Annotated in this window: 28 protein-coding genes; 13 read left to right on the top strand and 15 right to left on the bottom strand. The window is 25.1% G+C overall.

Annotated elements, in window-relative coordinates; translation table 4 throughout:
- Window positions 1-15: 15 nt before the first annotated feature.
- The 6 genes from fmt to I5Q57_RS05190 all read right to left on the bottom strand — a co-directional run bounded on the left by fmt (window position 16) and on the right by I5Q57_RS05190 (window position 4,779).
- The gene (gene fmt / locus I5Q57_RS05215) at window positions 16-954 is read right to left on the bottom strand and encodes a methionyl-tRNA formyltransferase (protein WP_215825543.1); all 939 of its coding nucleotides are present in this window, start codon (window positions 952-954) and stop codon (window positions 16-18) included.
- Entirely contained in the window at window positions 948-2,738 is a 1,791-nt protein-coding gene (locus tag I5Q57_RS05210) for a DUF2779 domain-containing protein (RefSeq protein WP_215825542.1), read from the bottom strand. The genes fmt and I5Q57_RS05210 overlap by 7 nt, the downstream gene beginning before the upstream one ends.
- A 37-nt stretch (window positions 2,739-2,775) precedes the next feature.
- Complete coding sequence (locus tag I5Q57_RS05205; RefSeq protein WP_215825541.1) at window positions 2,776-3,411, bottom strand: hypothetical protein; 636 nt, start codon at window positions 3,409-3,411, stop codon at window positions 2,776-2,778.
- Entirely contained in the window at window positions 3,411-3,599 is a 189-nt protein-coding gene (locus tag I5Q57_RS05200) for a hypothetical protein (RefSeq protein WP_215825540.1), read from the bottom strand. Before I5Q57_RS05200 ends, I5Q57_RS05205 begins: the two co-directional genes overlap by 1 nt.
- 262 nt (window positions 3,600-3,861) lie before the next feature.
- Window positions 3,862-4,335 (bottom strand): transposase, encoded by a 474-nt coding sequence (locus I5Q57_RS05195; RefSeq protein ID WP_501985960.1) that lies wholly within the window; start codon window positions 4,333-4,335, stop codon window positions 3,862-3,864.
- A gap of 30 nt (window positions 4,336-4,365) precedes the next feature.
- Window positions 4,366-4,779 (bottom strand): IS1/IS1595 family N-terminal zinc-binding domain-containing protein, encoded by a 414-nt coding sequence (locus tag I5Q57_RS05190; RefSeq protein ID WP_215825539.1) that lies wholly within the window; start codon window positions 4,777-4,779, stop codon window positions 4,366-4,368.
- 460 nt (window positions 4,780-5,239) lie between these two features.
- On the opposite strand from I5Q57_RS05190, the gene I5Q57_RS05185 reads away from it, so the two are divergent.
- The gene (locus I5Q57_RS05185; protein ID WP_215825538.1) at window positions 5,240-6,025 is read left to right on the top strand and encodes an NHL repeat-containing protein; all 786 of its coding nucleotides are present in this window, start codon (window positions 5,240-5,242) and stop codon (window positions 6,023-6,025) included.
- Between the two features lie 482 nt (window positions 6,026-6,507).
- On the opposite strand, the gene I5Q57_RS05180 is transcribed toward I5Q57_RS05185, so the two are convergent.
- The 8 genes from I5Q57_RS05180 to I5Q57_RS05145 form a co-directional block, all read right to left on the bottom strand.
- Entirely contained in the window at window positions 6,508-7,047 is a 540-nt protein-coding gene (locus tag I5Q57_RS05180) for a hypothetical protein (RefSeq protein WP_215825537.1), read from the bottom strand.
- Window positions 7,048-7,135: 88 nt separating this feature from the next.
- Entirely contained in the window at window positions 7,136-7,315 is a 180-nt protein-coding gene (locus I5Q57_RS05175; protein ID WP_215825536.1) for a hypothetical protein, read from the bottom strand.
- A 36-nt stretch (window positions 7,316-7,351) separates the two neighbouring features.
- A complete protein-coding gene (gene recD2, locus I5Q57_RS05170; protein WP_215825535.1) occupies window positions 7,352-9,520 on the bottom strand; it encodes an SF1B family DNA helicase RecD2 in 2,169 nt (722 codons plus the stop codon).
- A gap of 29 nt (window positions 9,521-9,549) precedes the next feature.
- Entirely contained in the window at window positions 9,550-10,026 is a 477-nt protein-coding gene (locus tag I5Q57_RS05165; RefSeq protein WP_215825534.1) for a dual specificity protein phosphatase family protein, read from the bottom strand.
- Window positions 10,027-10,028: 2 nt separating this feature from the next.
- The gene (locus tag I5Q57_RS05160) at window positions 10,029-10,829 is read right to left on the bottom strand and encodes a hypothetical protein (RefSeq protein WP_215825533.1); all 801 of its coding nucleotides are present in this window, start codon (window positions 10,827-10,829) and stop codon (window positions 10,029-10,031) included.
- The gene (gene mtnN, locus I5Q57_RS05155; RefSeq protein WP_215825532.1) at window positions 10,822-11,535 is read right to left on the bottom strand and encodes a 5'-methylthioadenosine/S-adenosylhomocysteine nucleosidase; all 714 of its coding nucleotides are present in this window, start codon (window positions 11,533-11,535) and stop codon (window positions 10,822-10,824) included. The genes I5Q57_RS05160 and mtnN overlap by 8 nt, the downstream gene beginning before the upstream one ends.
- A complete protein-coding gene (locus I5Q57_RS05150; protein WP_215825531.1) occupies window positions 11,535-12,317 on the bottom strand; it encodes a hypothetical protein in 783 nt (260 codons plus the stop codon). The genes mtnN and I5Q57_RS05150 overlap by 1 nt, the downstream gene beginning before the upstream one ends.
- Window positions 12,318-12,690: 373 nt before the next feature.
- A complete protein-coding gene (locus I5Q57_RS05145) occupies window positions 12,691-12,867 on the bottom strand; it encodes a hypothetical protein (protein ID WP_215825530.1) in 177 nt (58 codons plus the stop codon).
- 331 nt (window positions 12,868-13,198) lie between these two features.
- Between I5Q57_RS05145 and I5Q57_RS05140 the strand changes: the two genes are divergently transcribed.
- The 12 genes from I5Q57_RS05140 to I5Q57_RS05085 all read left to right on the top strand — a co-directional run bounded on the left by I5Q57_RS05140 (window position 13,199) and on the right by I5Q57_RS05085 (window position 20,369).
- Window positions 13,199-13,522 (top strand): hypothetical protein, encoded by a 324-nt coding sequence (locus tag I5Q57_RS05140; protein WP_215825529.1) that lies wholly within the window; start codon window positions 13,199-13,201, stop codon window positions 13,520-13,522.
- 191 nt (window positions 13,523-13,713) lie between these two features.
- Window positions 13,714-13,908, top strand: coding sequence for a hypothetical protein (locus I5Q57_RS05135; protein WP_215825528.1), 195 nt, complete (start codon window positions 13,714-13,716; stop codon window positions 13,906-13,908).
- Window positions 13,909-13,938: 30 nt separating this feature from the next.
- Complete coding sequence (locus I5Q57_RS05130; RefSeq protein WP_215825527.1) at window positions 13,939-14,151, top strand: hypothetical protein; 213 nt, start codon at window positions 13,939-13,941, stop codon at window positions 14,149-14,151.
- 165 nt (window positions 14,152-14,316) lie between these two features.
- The gene (locus I5Q57_RS05125) at window positions 14,317-14,589 is read left to right on the top strand and encodes a hypothetical protein (protein WP_215825526.1); all 273 of its coding nucleotides are present in this window, start codon (window positions 14,317-14,319) and stop codon (window positions 14,587-14,589) included.
- Window positions 14,562-14,804 (top strand): hypothetical protein, encoded by a 243-nt coding sequence (locus I5Q57_RS05120; protein WP_215825525.1) that lies wholly within the window; start codon window positions 14,562-14,564, stop codon window positions 14,802-14,804. Before I5Q57_RS05125 ends, I5Q57_RS05120 begins: the two co-directional genes overlap by 28 nt.
- Window positions 14,805-14,958: 154 nt before the next feature.
- Window positions 14,959-15,825 (top strand): hypothetical protein, encoded by an 867-nt coding sequence (locus I5Q57_RS05115; protein WP_215825524.1) that lies wholly within the window; start codon window positions 14,959-14,961, stop codon window positions 15,823-15,825.
- A 32-nt stretch (window positions 15,826-15,857) separates the two neighbouring features.
- Window positions 15,858-16,166 carry a hypothetical protein gene (locus I5Q57_RS05110; RefSeq protein WP_215825523.1) on the top strand — a complete coding sequence of 103 codons (309 nt, stop codon included), beginning with the start codon at window positions 15,858-15,860 and terminating at the stop codon, window positions 16,164-16,166.
- Between the two features lie 9 nt (window positions 16,167-16,175).
- Window positions 16,176-16,430 carry a hypothetical protein gene (locus tag I5Q57_RS05105; protein ID WP_215825522.1) on the top strand — a complete coding sequence of 85 codons (255 nt, stop codon included), beginning with the start codon at window positions 16,176-16,178 and terminating at the stop codon, window positions 16,428-16,430.
- A 434-nt stretch (window positions 16,431-16,864) separates the two neighbouring features.
- Window positions 16,865-17,362 (top strand): hypothetical protein, encoded by a 498-nt coding sequence (locus tag I5Q57_RS05100; protein ID WP_215825521.1) that lies wholly within the window; start codon window positions 16,865-16,867, stop codon window positions 17,360-17,362.
- Between the two features lie 51 nt (window positions 17,363-17,413).
- Window positions 17,414-18,673: a hypothetical protein gene (locus I5Q57_RS05095; protein ID WP_215825520.1), complete on the top strand. Its 1,260-nt coding sequence runs from the start codon at window positions 17,414-17,416 to the stop codon at window positions 18,671-18,673.
- A 122-nt stretch (window positions 18,674-18,795) separates the two neighbouring features.
- Window positions 18,796-19,212, top strand: coding sequence for a hypothetical protein (locus I5Q57_RS05090; protein ID WP_215825519.1), 417 nt, complete (start codon window positions 18,796-18,798; stop codon window positions 19,210-19,212).
- Window positions 19,213-19,514: 302 nt separating this feature from the next.
- Window positions 19,515-20,369 (top strand): integrase core domain-containing protein, encoded by an 855-nt coding sequence (locus I5Q57_RS05085; RefSeq protein WP_215825518.1) that lies wholly within the window; start codon window positions 19,515-19,517, stop codon window positions 20,367-20,369.
- Window positions 20,370-20,434: 65 nt separating this feature from the next.
- On the opposite strand, the gene I5Q57_RS05080 is transcribed toward I5Q57_RS05085, so the two are convergent.
- Window positions 20,435-20,734: a hypothetical protein gene (locus I5Q57_RS05080; protein ID WP_215825517.1), complete on the bottom strand. Its 300-nt coding sequence runs from the start codon at window positions 20,732-20,734 to the stop codon at window positions 20,435-20,437.
- Between the last annotated feature and the right edge of the window lie 8 nt (window positions 20,735-20,742).

Raw genomic sequence — 20,742 nt, 5'->3', positions numbered from 1 at the left:
TTTCAAATCCTTTCCTTAAATAAATTTTGTTCCAACCCGCAAAGGATGTTGTCCTTGATAAAAATTTTTAACCAAGATTGCTTTTTTACCCTCAGGTTGTAATTTTTGAATTAAAACACTTCCTTTACTCGTTTGAACTTCAATACCATCTTGTTGAAATGATAAAATTGTTCCCGCCACCTTTTCCTGTTTATTAATATCATAAACGATCGCCTGATGAATTTTATAAATCTTATTTTCATAAGTCGTATAAGCTAAAGGGATTTCAAAAAGACCACGAATTTGACAAGTTACTTTTCTCGCATCAACATTTCAAATAATCTTTTCATTATTTCGTTTAATATTTAAACCAAACGATACGAGTCGTTCATTTTGGATTTCTGGAGTAATTTTACCACTAATTATTAAGAATAAATATTTTTCTAACATCATATTTGCTAACAAAATTAAACGATAATGCAAACTACTTGCCGTTTCATTTGCTACCAACCTAATTTTCTCTTGAACAAATACTGGCCCCCCATCCATTTGTGATGTCATTTTCATTAAACTAATACCAGTTTCCTTTTCATCATTAATTACCGCTCAATGAATTGGCGCTCCACCTCGTAATTTAGGTAATAACGAAGTATGAATATTTAAGCAACCTTTCGGCACCAATTGTAAAATCCTTGTTCCCAAAAATTGACCATACGCACAAGTAATTATTAAATCAGCATTTAAATTATCTAGTTCTAAAACAATATCGTTAATATTATCTGGTTGAAAAATCTTTAATTTTGATGCTAATGCTACTTGTTTAACAACACCAATCCTCATTTCTTGCTTTCTCCCGACCTTCCGATCAGGTTGACAAACAACAGCTACAACTTCAATAAAATCCATTGTTAATAATTTTAATAATACTTCTTTAGCAAAAATCGGTGTCCCCATAAAAATAACTTTCGTTACCATTCAATTCATCCCTGTTCTCGCAATAATTCAGAAATTTTAGTAAATAAAACTATCATTCCATAAGTATCGCGTTCACAATATAATAACAAATTTTTAACATAATTGTCTTGTCATTGTTGCCAACTAATAGTTTTTCAAGCATCATTTAATTTCAAGAAAAACAAATGATTATTATCTTTTTGTAATTCATTATACAACCGTTTACGGAATAAACTGGAAGCATCGGTTCCATTTTGCACTTCTAAATCATCATAAGAAAATTCCGAATTAAAAGCCGGCAATGTTTTCTTAATTGAAAGACTACCATTAAATTCTGCTTTATAAATTGCAAAATTTTTAAAGAAATCCATTAAATCAACAGTCCGATCAGAAATTTGCATTAATATTTCTTCATAAATCGGATATAATAATGCCATTTTTTTTAAAACTTGCTTCTCAAAACTTTTATTATATGCAACATAAGTACCTACGCCATATCGTGTTAAATCTTTAATTAAATTTTCAATTAAAACTAAACGATGATCACCAACACCGTCACTTAAATAACGATAATGTTTAATATTATGTTTCTCTTCATTAAACTTATTATCCAATAAAACATGAATTGAATACTGAAACGGAATTTGATCATATGGTGTACTATTTTCATATTTCGGAATGGCACTTTTAACAGTTTCAAAATCATACATATAAATCGGATACACATATTCCTTATATATACTTTGTAAATATCTTCGTTCTGACAATGCAACAACACCTTCTAAATTTTGAACAACTTTAATTTGGCGATATTGATTAGCTGTTAAATTAAGATCAAAAAAATTAGATGTATAAAGCGACAAAAAATTATTTTCATAATATAATCTTGCTTTTTTAGTTTTTACTAACCGATAAAGATTAAATATTGTATGCTCTTTGGGTAATTTAGCATAAACATGAATACAATAATCATATTTACCCCGATTATGACATTGACTAGTCTTTAACCACACTAATGCTTCAGCAACTGGCATTTGAAAAATATCTTTAATGCGCTGAATATCTTGATTAAAATCTCGCTTTGCTAAATCTTTTTTTACACCAACCATAATATTTTCTTGCTTTGAACCAGTAGTTGTTAAATTATATTTACTTGCTAAAATAAACAAATTATCATATTCTAAATCACCTTGATGAAAATAAAAACCATTTAAATGCATTAAATAAATATTTTTAATCTCAATATTGCAATTAGTCAAAATATAATATTGATAAAGAACATCATATAAATGTTCACGATGAACCTTAGTTGTTGCCTTAACTTCAATTAAGTCTCAACCCGTACCATTTCGTTTTAAAACATCAACCTTTGTAACACAATCATTATATTCAAATCGCGGTTCAAACAACACTCCAAGATTAGCATCAAGAATTTTTTCTACCGTTTTATTTGCCACAAGATGTTTTTCATAAGTATCTAAATCAAAACAACGATAATTTCGTAAAAAATATTGCTTAGCATGGTAACCTACTTCTAAACCATCAAGAATAGTTTCACTATCAATTACCTCTAAATCGCTAAAACTATAATCATCGTTCGCTAATAATTCTAAACTATGCGCAGAAATATTTGTCAAGTCATCTTTTTGCTTTTCATCACCAAATTCAGGCAAACTAAAAAAATAAGTTAACTCCCTATCGTGCCATTGAATTGTCTTTTGATGATTTTCTTTTCGTAAAAGAAATGATAATTTAGCACATTCCCGATAATTTTTATAATCTTCTTTATATATTTTATGAAGCATTTTATCATTTCCTCAGATTATGAATTAATTAAACTATTTATTTTTTAGCACCAAACTTCTCATTAGGTTGTCGCTTAATAAGAACCTCATTTTTATTTTGAACAACTTTTTTAGTTGCTTTGATTTTTTTCTCTTGCTTAATTTTTTTAATTTCTGCTTTTTCTATTATTTTTGCTTCCTTGCGCTCTAATCTGACTTGTGCTCGCTCAGCCTTAGTCATCTTTCAATAATTTTTCTTTTGTTCTTTTTGCAAACGAATTAAAGTAGCTTCTAATTCTAATTCATGATTAACTTTTCAAGTTGTTTCATATTCTTTTTTACTTAATTGTTTTGTTAAACCTTCAACTTCAAAAGCTTTAGTAGCATATAACGCATTTGATTTTGAGTCATATAATTTGATAACAATATCAAAAACATCACGATATTTATAATCTTTACCTGCTCTAGCAATTACTTTATCATATTCAATTCTTTTATGAGCAATATTATCATTAATCTTTAAATACTGCTTAATTTTATCTCTAACTTCTTTTTGACGCTTTTCTTTTTCAATTTTATCTTGTTTTCGTTTACGAATTGAAGAAACTATCATTACAACTACAATAATAATAATTAAACCTAACATTACCCAAGTAGTTTGTCCATTTTGTAAATTACCTGTTACTAAAAACATTAGTCATTTCCTCCTTTAATAATAATTAATAAACGCTCTTGACTTATTGGCGTTATTGTTTTAACCAAATTATATTTTTTATCAATAACAAAATATAAATCACTATCATTAATTTGCACATAAATATCATCTTTTATATCTACGACATAAAACGGGTCGCGTTTAGTTTTCTTAGGTATTGCTTTCAAGAAGCAAGACAATCAGCTAATTATATTATTTAATTACTAAACTAACCCTACCCTTCTTGTTATTGTCATTTTTATTCATTACCATTTTATCATATTATTGAATTTTTACACAATAAAAATTATTTTAATTTTGTTGAAAACTCTTGATAAAATAAAAAAAATCATCAACTTGATAAGTTTAAAAGGCTTTTATATAAAATTACTATTTTTACTTTAATTTTTTATACATTAAAATATAATACCGCTGTTTGTTGGTTTGGAGTTAACCCTTGTGTTGGTATTTTCATTTTCAGAGATTTAAATAATTTTGAATATTAGTAAAACCTAAACCATGATAACGAATTAAGGCTTCTTTAAGACTAGATTGTAATTTACTGATTTTATTTAAGTTACGATAACTAGCTTCAGGATTAATTGTTGTTTTAGTTGCACATAAAGTAGAATTTGTTTGTTTTGCTACTAAAAAATATAATTTTTGCATATCAGAAGTAATAATTGAATTTTGGTTAATTAATTCTTTGTTCATATTTTCAATAACTCATTGTCTTTGTAAACGTTTGGTGTTTGTGGATTTAACATAAATATTGTTATTATTATCAACTGCCATTTGAATACAGCATTTAGTATTATTTGCGAATGTGTCAAGGTAAATTCTTCGTGGATCAGTTTTATGTTTGAAATTTCCTTTATGAATTTCTTTAATAAATGTTTCATCGATTTGGATTTTACCAGATAATTTTTTAAATTTTAATTGGGTATTTTCTAATTATTTTGATTTCATTAATTTTTGACGATTATATCAAGCAGTTTTTAATGTAGTTTTAATAAAACGAGAAATTGTTTTACTAGATTGCCCCAGCAATGAAATTTGAATCAATAAATTTGATTGTTCATAATTTAAATGACTTCAATAAATAAAATGATTACGAAAAGCACCAAAACTTGCGCGGCAATTTTTACATAAATATTTTTGTTTTCCTTCTGAATTATGTCCATTTTTAACGCAATGGTAAGATTCACATTTAGGGCATTTAATACCTTGTGATCTAAATTTTTGATCAATTTCATTTAAACGTTTTTGTTTTTTTATTAATTCTGCTTGTTGTTTGACTTTTTCATAAAATTCTAAAAATTGATCATCTGTTAAAGTATTTACTAGTTCTTGAATTATTTTTTCCATAATTATTATCCACCTATATCATATTAAAAATATACTTAAAATTAAATATATTCAATAAATATCAAGAGTTTTCTACAAAATTAAAATTTATGTTAATACTGAAAGTGGTAATTATAAATTAATATTTAATTCTAATAAATTTGAAGAAAATGAATTACAAATTATAGAAATTACTGGTATTAATGAAAATATAAATCAAATTATATTTGACAATAAGAATAATGCTTATTTTGAAACAGATGATGGACTTTATTTTTTAGAATATAATAAAACAAAAGTTATTAAAATCATTGAAACACCAGTTTATTATATTCAAATTTTTAAAGATGGTGTTTATTTACAAAAAAAAGATAAATCTTATCTTTTAAAAGATAGAGGAAATATTGATCCAATTGTTTTTGGAATTAATGAAAACTTTATTTCAATTGCTGTTGATAGTAAAAATAATGTTTATTATACATTGTTCGCTGGTGGAGCATATATTTTAAAAAATGGCGAAACAACACCAACAAAAATTAATTTTAAATTTGCTGTTAGTAACATTGCAATAGATAGTAATGATAATGTTTATTTTTCTGGATTTAATGGTGGAACATATATTTTAAAATCTGAAAAAAATATAATAATTGAAGTGGAGGAAACAATAGTTCCAAACTTTAGTAGCGTTTATTCAATTATTGTTGATAATAATGATAATATTTTTTTTCAAACAAGAGAGAATGGAACTTTTGTTTTAAGAAATGGAGATACAGAATCCAGAAAAATTTATGCATTTGTTGGAAATGTTATTAACACAGTTGTATCTGATAGTAACAATAATTCATATTTTTGAACAAATGGTTATTCTGATGGAAATCCTCAATTTATAAAAAATGGAGAATTAAAAGCAAATCAAATTTTAGTAATTAATGGTCAAATTCAACAAATTGTAATTGATACGCATAATAATGTTTATTTTAGGACTTTTGATGATATTTATGTTCTGAAATCGGGTGAAATAACACCAACAGAAATTAATGGAATTAATGGTCAAATTAATTCAATTATTATAATTGATAAAATTAATAATATGTATATTTGTACAGAAAACGGGTTATATGTTTTAAACTCAGATAAATTAATATTTAAAAAAGAAATTAAAGGGAATATTAATTTTTTTTATTATAACAATAAAAGTGATAAGATTTATTTTAAATATAAAACCAGCAAAATTACTAGTATAAAAATTATTATTATAAAATACTAAATTTCTAATTCCTGCGACCAAGTTAACAAAAATCATATCATTAATATTTTTATCAAAATTACTTAATTCAGTAAAATTACCGACTGTACTTTCTTTAAAGAGTTTACTGCCACTTGTTCCATAATTAACACCAATATATAAACTATTATTAAAAGAACCTATTAATTTTTTAGTATCAAAACAAACAAATTCTACTTTATGTGTAACTAAAACAACAATTAATCCTGAAGCTAGTTATCGTAACTTAAATAAAATCAGTAAATTACAATCTAGTCTTAAAGAAGCCTTAATTCATTATCATGGTTTAGGTTTTACTAATATTCAAAATTATTTAAATCTCTGAAAATGAAAATACCAACATAAGGGTTTAACCCAAACCAACAAACAGCGGTATTATATTTTAATGTATAAAAAATTAAAGTAAAAATAGTAATTTTACATAAAAGCCTTTTAAAATTATCAAGTTGATGATTTTTTTTATTTTATCAAGAGTTTTCGACAAAATTAAAAAAAGAACCTATTCTGATAATTTTAGCACCACTATCAGAAAAACTAAATATTTCTTCAAAAGTATTAGAATCTTTAACTAAAAAAACTTTCCCCGTATCAGTACCTAAATAAAAATTATTATTATGAACAGCAAGACTTCAAATCATCCCGCCAGTTCAATTGGTTAATTCTTGAAAGTTACCATTTTTATTACCTTTAAAAAGTTTTTTGGTTATTGTTCCCATATAAATATTGTCATTATATACTAATGCACTTCAAAAAGCATCAGAAATAGGCATCGTTCCTAACTCTTGAAAGTTACCAGTCCGATCACCTTTTAGAATTCTGTTATATAAAAATACATAAAAACTACCATTACTATAACTAAAAGTTGGAATTGTTTGCAATGGATTTCCAAAATTAGCAATTTCAGTAAATGGACCAATAAGACTCATTAGTAATGGTTTACTAGTACCAGTTCAATACTTTTCATCATTCCCAACAGAAATAGTTTCTCATATATCCCCTTTCACTTGTAAATTACTACTAATATCATTGGTTGCTTCACTATCAGCAAAATATTTAAATTTTGCCTTATTTATGAAGAGGGCGCTTAATAAATTACTCTTCTTTAATAATCTCTTGTTGTAGTTTATTATATTGATTATTTGATTGATAAATAATTGATTGTATACTATTTAAAGTGTTTAAATCTTTAACACTTAAAGAACAAGCACTAATAATATTAAGAACTTGTATTAATCAAAAAAAGATAACTATTGGCGATACATTCTTTTTCATAATATCCCTCACTTTTCACTTATTAGATGATGTCATTTATGATGATATTTTACCACTATGGATTATTTTATTTTCCATTAATCTTTTAACTAATGTTGTAATTCGTGGTTTTTCTAATGAATTAACAGCTTTAATAAAAATATTTTTTTGACCTAAAAGATATAATTTCTTTTGACAGCGAGTAATGGCCGTATAAATAAGATTTCTTTTTAACATATATGTTGCACTACTGTCAATAATCATTATTACAAACGGGTATTCACTACCTTGTGATTTATGAACAGAAATAGTATAAGCTAAAATAAGATTATTCAACTCCTGATGGTGATATTCAATAATTCTTTGCTCATAACGAACAATAATAACTTGTTTATTTTGTTCATTAGTAATAATGCTATCAATAATCCCAATACCACCATTATAAATATCTTTTTCACTATCATTTTTAGTTTGCATTACTTTATCACCAACACGAAAAATAGTTGTTGCAATTTTAATTTGCATTTTATCTTTACAAAAAGGATTATATGCTTCTTGCAATATTTCATTAATTGCATTAATGCCGCAACGACCATTATACATTGAAGCAAGAACCTGAACTTCAAAGATATTGCTTTCATTAACTAATTGTAAAAATATCTTTGCCAAATTTTCTAAAAGTTGTTGGATTTGATCATATTCAATAAATTGAACTTCATTACTATTAGTAAATTCATAACTAAAATTATTTTGTTGCATTTGATATGCTAAATTAATAATTTCTGATTTTTCAAGTTGACGATAGATTTTCTGTAAACTAATAATATTTAAATGTGATACTTGTAATAAATCTCCTAAAACATTGCCACTACCAACAGAAGTTAATTGATTGTTATCACCAACTAAAACTAATTTATGTAAATTAGGACTAGCAACCAATAAATTATTAAATAAAATTGTATCAACCATGCTCATCTCATCAACAACAATTAAATCAAAATTTAATGGCTCAGTTTCATTATGATTAAATTTATTGTGATGCAAATCTCATTTTAATAATTTATGAATTGTCATCGCTTCAACGTTAGTTTGCTCTTTTAATCGTTTAGCGGCTCTTCCTGTGGGCGCACAAATCGCAACTGTATTATGAGGATAATTTTTTTGATATAAAGCAATAATTCCTTTAATTAAAGTTGTTTTTCCTGTCCCTGGTCCACCATTAATAATGGTTAAATTTTTTTGACTAAATTTTAATAATGCTAATTGTTGTTTGTTATTATAACTAATATTATTTTCTTGTTCAATAATATGAATATCTTCAATAATAACAGCATCATTAATATTATTATCTAATTTTTGTAATTGATTTAAATATTTAGCAATAAAAATTTCACTATAATAAATTTCTATATCATAAAAATTATTATTATTAACGATAATTTTATTTTCATTAACAGCTTGCATTACTACTTGATTAATTAATTTTTCATCTAAAATACTATACTTCATAAGTTGTTTTAAAATTATATTAACTGGAAAATAACTATGTCCTGTCTTAAAGGACTCTTGACGAATAATATATCTTAATGCATATACTAAACGCGAAACATTATCAAGATTAATTTCTAAGACTCTAGCAAGTTGGTCAGCTTTATGAAAAGTTCAAAATTCACATTGATCACTTAACACATAAGGATTAACTTTTATTAATTGTAAAAGTTTTTCTCCATATTGTGCTTGTAACTTATGCAATAAATCAAAAGATAACTGAGCTCGTGAAAATCATTGTGTTAATTGATGATCATTTTTTTGCTTTTTAATTTGTTCATAAATAATTTGCGCTTGATTTTTTTTAATACCAATATTAAATAAAATCTTATCATCACAATAAATCTTATTTAAAACATCATCTTGTAAATAATCAATAATTTTTTGAGCTGTAGTTTTACCAATTGTCGGAAATAATGGTGATGACAAATACTTCACTAAATATTCATTGTCTTCAATAATTACTGTTTCATATTGTTCAACTTGAAATTGTTTACCATACTTTGGGTGACTAACAAATTGCCCTTGTAGTTCATATAACTGTTCGGGTTGCAAATTAAATAAATAACCTTTAACAAAAATATAACGATTAATACTATCATGTAACAAAAACTTACAAATTATAAAACCATTAGTTTCAAAAACAATTGTTTTTAAATAGCCTTTAATTTTTTCCATTATGTTCTCCTTAATTACTAAAAAAGATTTTACTTATTTTTTAAATCATTATAAGGAAACTCATGATTCAAATAATGTCAATAAGCTGGGTTCGGATTAGCACGGGAATAATTTTTTTTAAATTGTTTTCAAGCACTATGAAAGTTATCTTGTGATAAATGGTTATTAATAACTAAATAAATAAAGACTAATGAAGCACTACGATTAACTCCTCAAACACAATGAACGAAAACATTTTCTTCCTCTTTAAGATGTTCATCAATAAAATTTAAACCTGCTTTTAAAACTTTTTTGTCTAAGGTACCGATTTCTGGATAATCTAACAAATTTAAATATAATTCTTTTTTATCATCGCTTAAATAAACTTGTTCTGATTGGTCATCAAGATTAGGAATTTTTTGAACAAAAAAATCACTCGCAGCACTGACAATAAATTCACAAAATGCTGGTTTTAATTGATAATCTCCTAAATATAAATAATTAATAATTTTACGATAATTTTTCATTTTTATTTCCTTTTTCTTTTATGTTTTATATCATAACGATAATTAAAAATATACACATAAAATCATACTAAAAATAATAATAAAATAGTAAAAATAATCATAAAGAAAATAAAAGTAAATACACCATCAAAATTAATAAAAGAAACTTCTTGATTATATGAAAGAAATGGATAATTATAAATTTTAATCCAATCAATCTTACCATTAGTAGTAAATAAATCTGGGTGTTTATTATGATCTAATAAGCGTAATGCGCCCCGCACTAAAATAAACATTAAATAAATTAAGGGATATAAAATAATAATTCATAGCTTTCAACGAAAAAAATTTCTTGAATAGATTATATCTTCATAACTAATAATCACAATGTAAATAATTAACAGTAAAGGAATAATACCGTTTTGAAACGCAATAATAATCCAATGTCAACCTTTAATAGTATACGGTGTGGATATTAATACTCATGGAAAAATAATTATTCAATAAACTAATAAAGTGAATGATGCATAAACAGAAAAAGCAATTTTAGCCGTTGATTTAGTCCACCTTGTTAATCCTTCATTACGATAAAAGACTAACGCATTAACAAAATATGCTAAAATTAAAATATTTACTTGCACCACAAAAAAACTTAAATAATTACCACTCCGACCATTAGCAGGGGTTTCATCAAAAGCTGTTCCTTGATAATCAAATAAAGCTATCAAATAACCAATTACCAAAACAACAATACATAAACTAATAGCAATAACTTTATATATTGTTCTTCAAGTTAATAAACCTAAAATATAATGTTTAACCATTATCTTCAATTCTCCCTTTACTAATAATTTCAGCAACTAATTTCAATGTTATTTTTGTCAACTTCCGACTAATATTTTCTAAACTCTTATTAAACTGATTAATATTTTTTAATTGATGATAAACATTATCCGAAACTGCTTTTAAAACTAAGATGGGACATTGTTGTAAATATGCTAATTGAAAAATAGCTGCACATTCCATATCAACAATTGTTACTTTCTTACCAACATTTTCTTGAATTATTTGTGCTTGTGATACACTATTAATAAAACTATCACCTGTAGCGGGATTAGTTATCATAATATTATTATTTTTACTAAATTTTTTTCAAGGTTCATAAATACAATTATATGCTTGTGGCAATTTTGGTAATTGTCCATATTTATAATCAAATGCTGTTAAATCAACATCATAATAAAAGACTTGTTGAACCAAGAATAATGAACTAATTTTTATTTCTTCACTAATAGCGCCAACACTACCAATATTAATTAATAAATCTAAATTATAATTTTGTAACAAATGATAAGTATTAATAGCACTATTAACTTTTCCAATACCACTTTCAGTAATAATAATTTGGTGGTCAAGATAATTTCATACAACTAAATCCTCACTAATATCTGTTTTTTTAGCAATTTTACTTAATTCCTTATTTAAAATTGTTAACTCTTGGCTCATTGCCGCCATAATTCCAATTATCATTATCTGCGCACCATTTTAGAATGACGATATTGTCGTTTTTCAAAAATAACATTATTTAATGAAATGAATAAATAAGTTAACCCAGTAATTAATATAAATAAAAATAAAAATGTTACTGTAATTGTTGCAATACCATAAGTATAATGATGATAGTTTAAAAATCAATAGGGATATTCTAAATCAAAAATTTCTAAGGGAAATTTATCATAAAGACTATCAATAAATGAATTTTGATGGCGAAGTTCACCGCGCACCATTATAAACAAAAAATAAAAAAATGGATACATATAAACTTTATATAAAGATTGACGATTAAATCTTCGTAAATCATAATGAAATTTACCTGACATTCAAAAAAAATAAATAAGCATTCCTATCGGAATAATAAAATGTAAAAATATTGTAAAAATTCAACCTTTAAGGTCATATGTAGTTTTATTAACAATTCCTGGTAATAAACCAGCCATAAAAACTATTGAAGTAACAGCAATATATACCGTAACAAATAAACGAATCAAAAAGGAATGGATGTCTAGTTTTTGATAAGTAAAATGAAAATATGCCACAAAATAAAAATAAATAATAACAATAATATTAGTTTGTTGCGTAAAAAAAGAAATAAAGATTGTTCCTTTATCAGTATATAATAAATCATATTTTGCTAAATAAGAATGGAAAAATAAATAATCAATAAAATCTCAAATTAAAACAATTGTACCAACAATAGCAAAAATCAATGTATAAAAACCTTTAACTGAAAAACTACGACTAATTTTTTTCATTTTTATTCTCCTTACAATTAATTATATAATTAGCTATCATAATTTAAAAAAATTTTTTATAATTTTTTTTTTAATTTTGTCGAAAACTCTTGATAAAATAAAAAAAATCATCAACTTAATAAGTTTAAAAGGCTTTTATGTAAAATTACTATTTTTACTTTAATTTTTTATACATTAAAATATAATACCGCTGTTTATTGGTTTGGAGTTAAAAACTTATGTTGGTATTTTCATTTTCAGAGATTTAAATAATTTTGAATATTAGTAAAACCTAAACCATGATAATGAATTAAGGCTTCTTTAAGACTAGATTGTAATTTACTGATTTTATTTAAGTTACGATAACTAGCTTCAGAATTAATTGTTGTTTTAGTTACACATAAAGTAGAATTTTTTTTGCTACTAAAAAATATAATTTTTGCATATCAGAAATAATAATTGAATTTTGGTTAATTAATTCTTTGTTCATATTTTCAATAACTCATTGTTTTTGTAAACGTTTGGTGTTTGTGGATTTAACATAAATATTGTTATTATTATCAACTGCCATTTGAATACAGCATTTAGTAATTTGTGGAAACCATATACATATGACAAGATTTTGGTTTCTACAAACTTGCTTTTAATTAATAAATAAATACGAGCTCATTTATTTATTACAAGAAATATAAGGTTAAATTAATATTTATTATTTTTAGTTATGCCTTGTATTTTTTTATGCCTTGATAGTAATAAACTAAGTTAATTAGTAAACGAAGTTTACTAACAAATTTTGTTAAACATAAATGTTTAACAAAATAAATATTTAACTTAGTTAGATAACTAAGTTAAATATAACTTAGTTTAATATAACTAAATATATTTGTAAGGATGGTATGTATGTGAGAAATATTGAAAATATTTTTTTAAATACTAAAAAATATCTTTTAAAAGAAACACAAAACGCAATTCTTATTAAAGCACCAGAAATTCCGTGATTTAGTAATCCTATTGGTATTTGATTTTCAAAGCGATTTGTTTATAAAGGAAGATATGAAAATTCTATTTGTATTGGAATAATTAGAAATGGTGAGTATCAGTTGGTTTCAGTTAATAAGAAAGAGCAGGAGTCTAATTTGATTATAGGGCCAGAATTGTTAAATTTTTTTATTGCCGAAAAAGAGAATGATAAAAAAGATGTAAGTTTTAATTATTTTAAAAATTAATTTTAAAGGTGTTTTAAGGTACCTTAAGAATAAAGGTAAATAAAAAAAACATCTTGGTTGATATTTATAATGGCGAAGCAGTGCGGAAAGCGTATGCTCCGCCTGCTAGTTATGGATGAGTGAGTTATTTAACTAAGTTACTGCAATTTTTTGATTTGATGTAATAAAAAAATAGTTTTGGAGTTTTAGAAATGAAAATATGAGTTAGTGTGGATGATCCTGGCAAAGATTATTGTCAAGAGTTTATATATTCTATTAATAAAAAAACCGGATTAGAACAAAAAATTTGAGCGTCTAAATTTGCAGTTGATTCTGTTAGAACTGATTTAGTTGGTGATAATTGACTTTATGTTGATTTTTTTGAACATAATTGTTTAAAACAATAAATTAATTAAAAAATTAAGGAGAAAAGAAAAATGAGTATTTTTGAATTAGTGTTTTTTACGATTTTAACATTATTACTAGCATATTATATTGCTGTTAATATTTATCGGTTTTTTAAAGATAAAAAGAAATATGGTAGTGAAGCAAAACAGCTACCAAAAGATTTTACTTATGCACAAAGAATATTTATTCCAAAGTTTAAGCGAGATTTATTAGAACAAGATGAAAAAGAAATTAAAAAGTAGGTTTTAGAAAATGTTTAAAAAAATAATTATTGAGTTAATTGAATTAATTTATCCAACTGCCGATTTACCACCTCAAGTTATATTTTTGTTTTCAATTTTAATAATTGTAATGCTGTTTCCGGCCATTATTTTTCTACTCTTTTGACCTTTTAAGCGATAATTATTATGTTTTTAGTTGTTTGAAAAGATTTAGATTGAGAAATAACAAAGTTGTATTTTTGAGATTTATTTATTCAAATTACAACCATTCTGGCGCGGGTTTCTGGTAAAGAAATTGATTTAACTCAAAAAACACTTTGACTTTTAATAGCAAACATTGCTTTTTGGATGGCATTAGTATTTATTGTCTTATTTATGGTTATTTTTTTTATACGGTTAAATCATATTTTGTTTATAAAGGGGGTGATTATATGTTTAGAATTTTTCTTGATGGAGTAACAACACCACCAGCAATTACTGGTGAACAAGCGGTTACTAACTTATGAAAAGCATTGATTACAGAGTTCGGCAATATTTGAACTGATATTATTGGTGGTAATATCCCAAATGTTGTTAATTTCTTTGCTACATATTGAGTTTTCTTGCTTGGTGTGATTATTGGTTTATTTTTAATCGCTTTCAAAATGTTTGAAAAATTAATGCCCTGCAGATAGTAATAAAAATAAAGAAAGTGTGATTTAAGTGGTGCTATTGTTTAAAAAAATAAATTTAAGATTATATGATTTTGTCGCTTTAAATCGCACTTTATTTATTATTGCGTGATTTTATGGTGTGCTTTTGCATTATTATAATCCCCAAAGTTAACGAATGTTATTTGATATTATTTATTTATTAATTGCTTTGTATATTTTATATACTAAAATTTCTCATTTTTTTGCTTGTCGTAGTTTTATTAATTTCTTATTAAATTCACCCTTAAATTTAGTAATTGGCGCCTTAGAGACTGGAAAAACTGTTTTAATGGTTTTGGCTTCTTACTTATTAAGTGGTTGAAAAACAATTTCTACTTTTCCGATTACGGATAAACAAATGCTTTCATTAGGGCATATGTCTTTATTAGATTATAATTATCCGATATTAGAAGAAAAGCATTTGCTGTTATGAGATGAAACCAACTTATTTTTAGAAGGAACTGACTATAAAGAAAATGATAGGGCGGCCCAAGGTTTACAAGAATATTTTGCTTCAGCACGGCAATTTACTCATATCGTATTAGCAAGCGGACAACGAGCCGAACATATATGAGCTAAAGTTCGCGATATTGCTAATTCAATAATTGTTGGTATTAGAAAAAAACCAGTTAGCATCTTTCGTCCTTATTTACAAGTTATTTATGGCACTTTTAAATCCGTAAGTGAATACGAACAATGACGATTAACTTTAATTAATGCTAAAAACGATAAAAAAGGTCGCAAAATCAAGTATCGTAGCATTCCGGAATTAGACATTTATTTCTTTAAATTAAAAATTCCGATGTCAATTTTAAACCTTTATGATAATAAATATTTATCATTCTTGCGTGAATTAAATAATCGTGCTTTGAATGATAATTATCAACATAAATTTTGAAATGATAATGTAATGGATATTGAAGCGTTAGAATATTTAAAAATGGAAAAATTCAGTAAGATACTTACTAAGTTAAAAAATAATCTGAATAAGAAAAATAAGTAAAGGAGTTTAAAAAAATGGAAAACTTATAAAAAATGGCTAGTTTGATTGGCGATACGTTTTATAAAGTTTTTGATTTAATTTGAACTTTAACCATTCCTGGAACAGATATTCGCATTATTATTTTTCCACTAATTATGCTTTTGATAAATCTTGTAATTGGCGGCATTTTAGGTATTCATATTGAACGACCAAAAGTTGGATTTCGTAAAAAATATCAAAAATCAGTTGCTAATTTAGGAGCTAAGAAAAAATCATCTAGTGGTCCAATTAAGAAATTCAGTGGTAATAGTCATAAAAATAGACCGTGAGTTAACCAACATGGACGGCGAATAAAAAGGTAGGTTTTTAAAATGTTTAAATTGATAATTTTATTTATTCTTGTTGCTGTTTTTTATATTTTTGCTTTAAATGACTTTTTAGGTTTATGAGCCCATGTGCGTGAGGGTTTAGAATATTTTAATAAAGTTCTATCAAATAATATTAAAATTTTAGATTTGTTTAAACCAATGATAAGGTTATTTTCCAAACATCCGATTTTCCAAATTTTAGGGACGATTTGTATTTTATCAACAATATATTTAATTTTACGAGGACCTACTGAATAAAAAAATACTTTGAAAGGAGTTAAAAAATGAAAAAGTTAAAGAAAATATTAAGTATTAAATGATTTAAAAGCGTTTTAAGTTTTATACATTTTTTTATCATACTTCATAGTGTTATTACTATAATTTGAGTATTTTTAACGATTCTTCAAATTAAAGGGGGTTAATTTTTTAAAGATTTTATACCATTAAATTTTCAAAGTGTATTTTTTAATGTTTATCTTTGATTATTAATCGTTTATTTCTTAATAACTGGTATTAAGTTAATTATTAGGGGTTATTACTTTAATAAAGTTTTTAGAAAGCCCCTAATGCAAGTTGTTAATTGCAAATGCCCACAACATAATCATTATAAATTTTCTGACGCTTTTAAAGCGATAAAGAGAGTTTTAAGGTGTAGATGAGATACATAAGATTGTTTCTTGATTTTATTATAATTGTTTATTGGTTTGGTACCATTAGGTGCTTTCTTTGATACAAGACAACCACCAAAACCCGATATGGAACAATCCTTTATAAAACGACAAAAACGAGCCACCAATCCCGGTCGATGTGGTAAAAGTTGTGAGTTGGAGTTTGCTGAGATTTTAAATAGTTCTTTTGTTAATACAAGTGTTAGTAACTATTTAAAGGGTTGATTACAAACTAATAGTGTTAGAAATCAATTACCCTCTGATACTGGATATTCTGATTTCTATATTGTTTATAACAATGGTAATGGTAATATTATTTCTAGTGTTTTTGATTTTTATAAAAAAAATGGATTTTTAAAAAATAAAACTTATAGTATTGATAAAATCGTTAATGTTAAAATAACAATTGCTAGTATTCCTGGTTTTAATTCAGGTAATTTTTGAATAACTTCATTTTCGGCGGAAATGCCTTCTTTACCACAAAAAGATAACGAACAACCCTTGCCTACAGAAATAACTTAAAAGGATGGTGAATATCAGTATAATCAGTTTCAAGATAAACTTGATTATTTAATGACACAACGGCGAGATTTTGATAAATTTAATTATAGTTATTTATATTGAGTACCCATTTTTAATTTCTTTGATAATAATTTTAAATATATTAGTGAAATGTCAATTGAATTAAATGGTTTTAAACAAAATAGTAAATTTACTTTAATTCGTAGTTTTGAACCTGAAAACTCGTTATATTTTTTTGATAGCTTAGAATTTTCTGGTTTTAGCGATGTTTTTAGAATTGAAATTTCTTTAGGGGCGGTTACTTTTTATTTGAATGATGAACAATTAATTAAGTTTATTTTACTTGATGGTTGAACTGAAGATTTTATTAATGTTTTTTTTGGACAAATTAATTATTATGGTAATACTTTTTATTTTTTACGCTATGATAACAAATTAAAGACTGATTTTAAAGATTTTATGTTTTTTTATTTAAAGGATTTATCGAATCAGTATTATTTCAGTTTATTTGATAAAATTTATAAAGTTTTAGGTGGTTTTTTTAAACAATTCTTTTATGCGAGTTTTGATATGGATGCTTATGCTTATGTAGGGTTAAGTTATAACGGAATGCAAGAAATTCCTAAAAATGTTTTACAAACGGGGTTTTTCTATCGCTCATTAATTACTTTTTATCCCAAACAGTATTTAATTAACTTTGGTTCAACAATCGAAAATAGTAAGAATAGGATTTTCCGTTCTTATTTCTTTGTTAAAGATAAACAAATTGCCAATGGTTTTAATATTGGTAAAAGTTCTTATCAAATAGATTTTAATGTGTTAAAAGCCTATGATAACCAATTATGGAATGTTAATAATAATAAATTGCATTTTTATAATGCTAAAGTCGATGTAATGTATGGGATTAATATTTTTACGCTAACTTTTCCGCTATATAAAAAGAAAAATGAAAGCATTGAATATCATTATTCTTTATACGATTTTAACATTTTGAATTCAACAGCTTTTATTGGTGGCGGAGTAAGTGGTAATATGCATGACTTAATCCCAACACCTAACTGTTCTTATTGAGGTTTATTTAGTGCAATATCGTGTGGTATTCAGCACTCTTCTGTTAGAATGTTAAATTGATTACTTGGTCTTTCAGGGATTAATCTTTTAATTCGCCCCCTTGCAGATATTGTCAAAAAAACAATTAATTTTACGAAAACTGCCTTTCCGGTGTTTGAAGTTATTCCGGCATTTCAGATGTTATTTGAATTTGTAGTGTCATTAGCACTCTTACTAATGATATTAAAAAAGTTCTCTTAAATATTGCCATTATTTTTTATAATATAATTCCTTTGAAAGGAGAAGTTTTGTTATGTGAAAATTTTTATAAGCTTTAAATTTATTATGTGTAATATAGTTTCTTTTTGAAAGGAGAAGTTTTGATGTATAAAAAATTTTTAATTGCGTTAAGTTTAGCAAATATAATGTTAGTTTCTGCATGTAATTCTACTAATAGTAAAATTGAAGAAAAATATAATTTGGAGTTTGCTGAGATTTTAAATAGTTCTTTTGTTAATACAAGTGTTAGTAACTATTTAACGGGTTGATTACAAATTAATAGTGTTAAAAATCAATTACCCTCTGATACTGGATATTCTGATTTCTATATTGTTTATAACGACGGTAATGGTAATATTATTTCTAGTGTTTTTGATTTTTATAAAAAAAATGGAGTTTTAAAAAATAAAACTTATAGTATTGATAAAATCGTTAATGTTAAAATAACAATTGCTAGTATTCCTGGTTATAATTCAGGTAATTTTTGAATAACTTCATTTTCGATGGAAATGCCTCATTAATTTAGTAATTTAATAAATATTTTTGAAAATCGTATTTTTTGTAATGCGATTTTCTTAATTTAAGGAGTTTAAAAATGAAATATATTATTTCTTAAGCCGATTTAACAGATTTAAAAGCAAAAGCACAAAGTTGATTAAGTGCCAGTTGTCGTAATCCTTATTACTATAAAACTAAAAAACGCATTACTGCCTATTTAAATTTATGTACTTATTTCTATATTGAAGAAATCACTTTAACAAAACTTATTAAAAAATATTTTAAGAATGCAACGAAAACCTTTTATCGTTGGGCAGAAAAAATTATGACCGCTTATTATTCTGACAATTTAGATTTGTTATTGTTTAAAACTACAAAACCACAAAATCTTAATTATCAATATAGTTTAAATTCTCGCGAAAAAGTATGTGATTTATATTTTGATTACAAAAATCTTCAAGCTAGCGGAATGTGGTCTTTATTTAACAATTTAAAAACCGGTTTTCACGATGTCGCAAATTCAGAAGTTCCGAAAAATATCAAAACTTTTTATCGTTGAATTAAAAATGACCCTCGTTGAAAAGAATTAAAACAACAAATCAAACAAACGAAACGCCATTTTAAGCGGTATGAAGTCTCCGAGATTGGTCTTTTACAAATGGATGCCAAAATTATTACCACATCAAATTTTCCGGTTGATAAAAAATATTACATTTATGATTTTATTGACGAAATGACACGCATAGTATTTGTTTATGTTTATGATAGTTTAGGAACTAATAATGCGATTAATGCCACGCAAAGAGCAATGAAAGATTTTGGCGAAATTGGTATAAAAATTAAACGCCTTCGTAATGACAATGCTCCCGAATTTACTACCACTAACTGAAATAATAAAAAATTATACAAAGTAAAAGAAAGGCCTTTTACAACCTTTCTTTCGAGGAACGGAATTGTTCACGAAACCACGCCGATTCGCTCACCACAATCAAATGGCAAAATTGAACGATTCCATCAACATTATACCAAATTATTTTATGCTAAGGATAAAAAATTAAATCAAGATGAACTCCAACATTATTTAAACAAATATTATTATTTTTACAACTTTGAACGCCGTCATTCATCATTAAACACTAAAACTCCATTTCAAGTATTACAAGAATTTTCAAGAAAATAACTTGTGAATATTTTGATAAAATCAAAACTGTTTTTTATCAAATTAAAAATAAATCACTTTTTTGTTTATTTTTTTTCGTAATATGTAATAAGTGCTTTTTGTAATTCAATTAGTTTTTTTGCTTCTCTAATTATTTTTTCTTTTTCTTTTATTAGTTCTGACATAAATGTGACTAAAATAATTAATTCTTCTTTATTTGCTTCAGTGTAATTTTTTCCACTAACAGTAATTTCCATATTTATATTTTCTTCACCTGTTTTTATTTGGTTTTTTTGTTTTGCTGGTATTGGACTGTTAGCAACAATCCCTGTCATTCCGCTTCCTGATATTATTATTGTTCCTAAAATTCCTAGTAATTTTTTCATATTAATTA

This window comes from Spiroplasma endosymbiont of 'Nebria riversi' (assembly GCF_018831625.1).
GTDB lineage: Bacteria > Bacillota_I > Bacilli_A > Mycoplasmatales > Nriv7 > Nriv7.
This window is presented reverse-complemented; position numbering and strand designations above follow the sequence as displayed.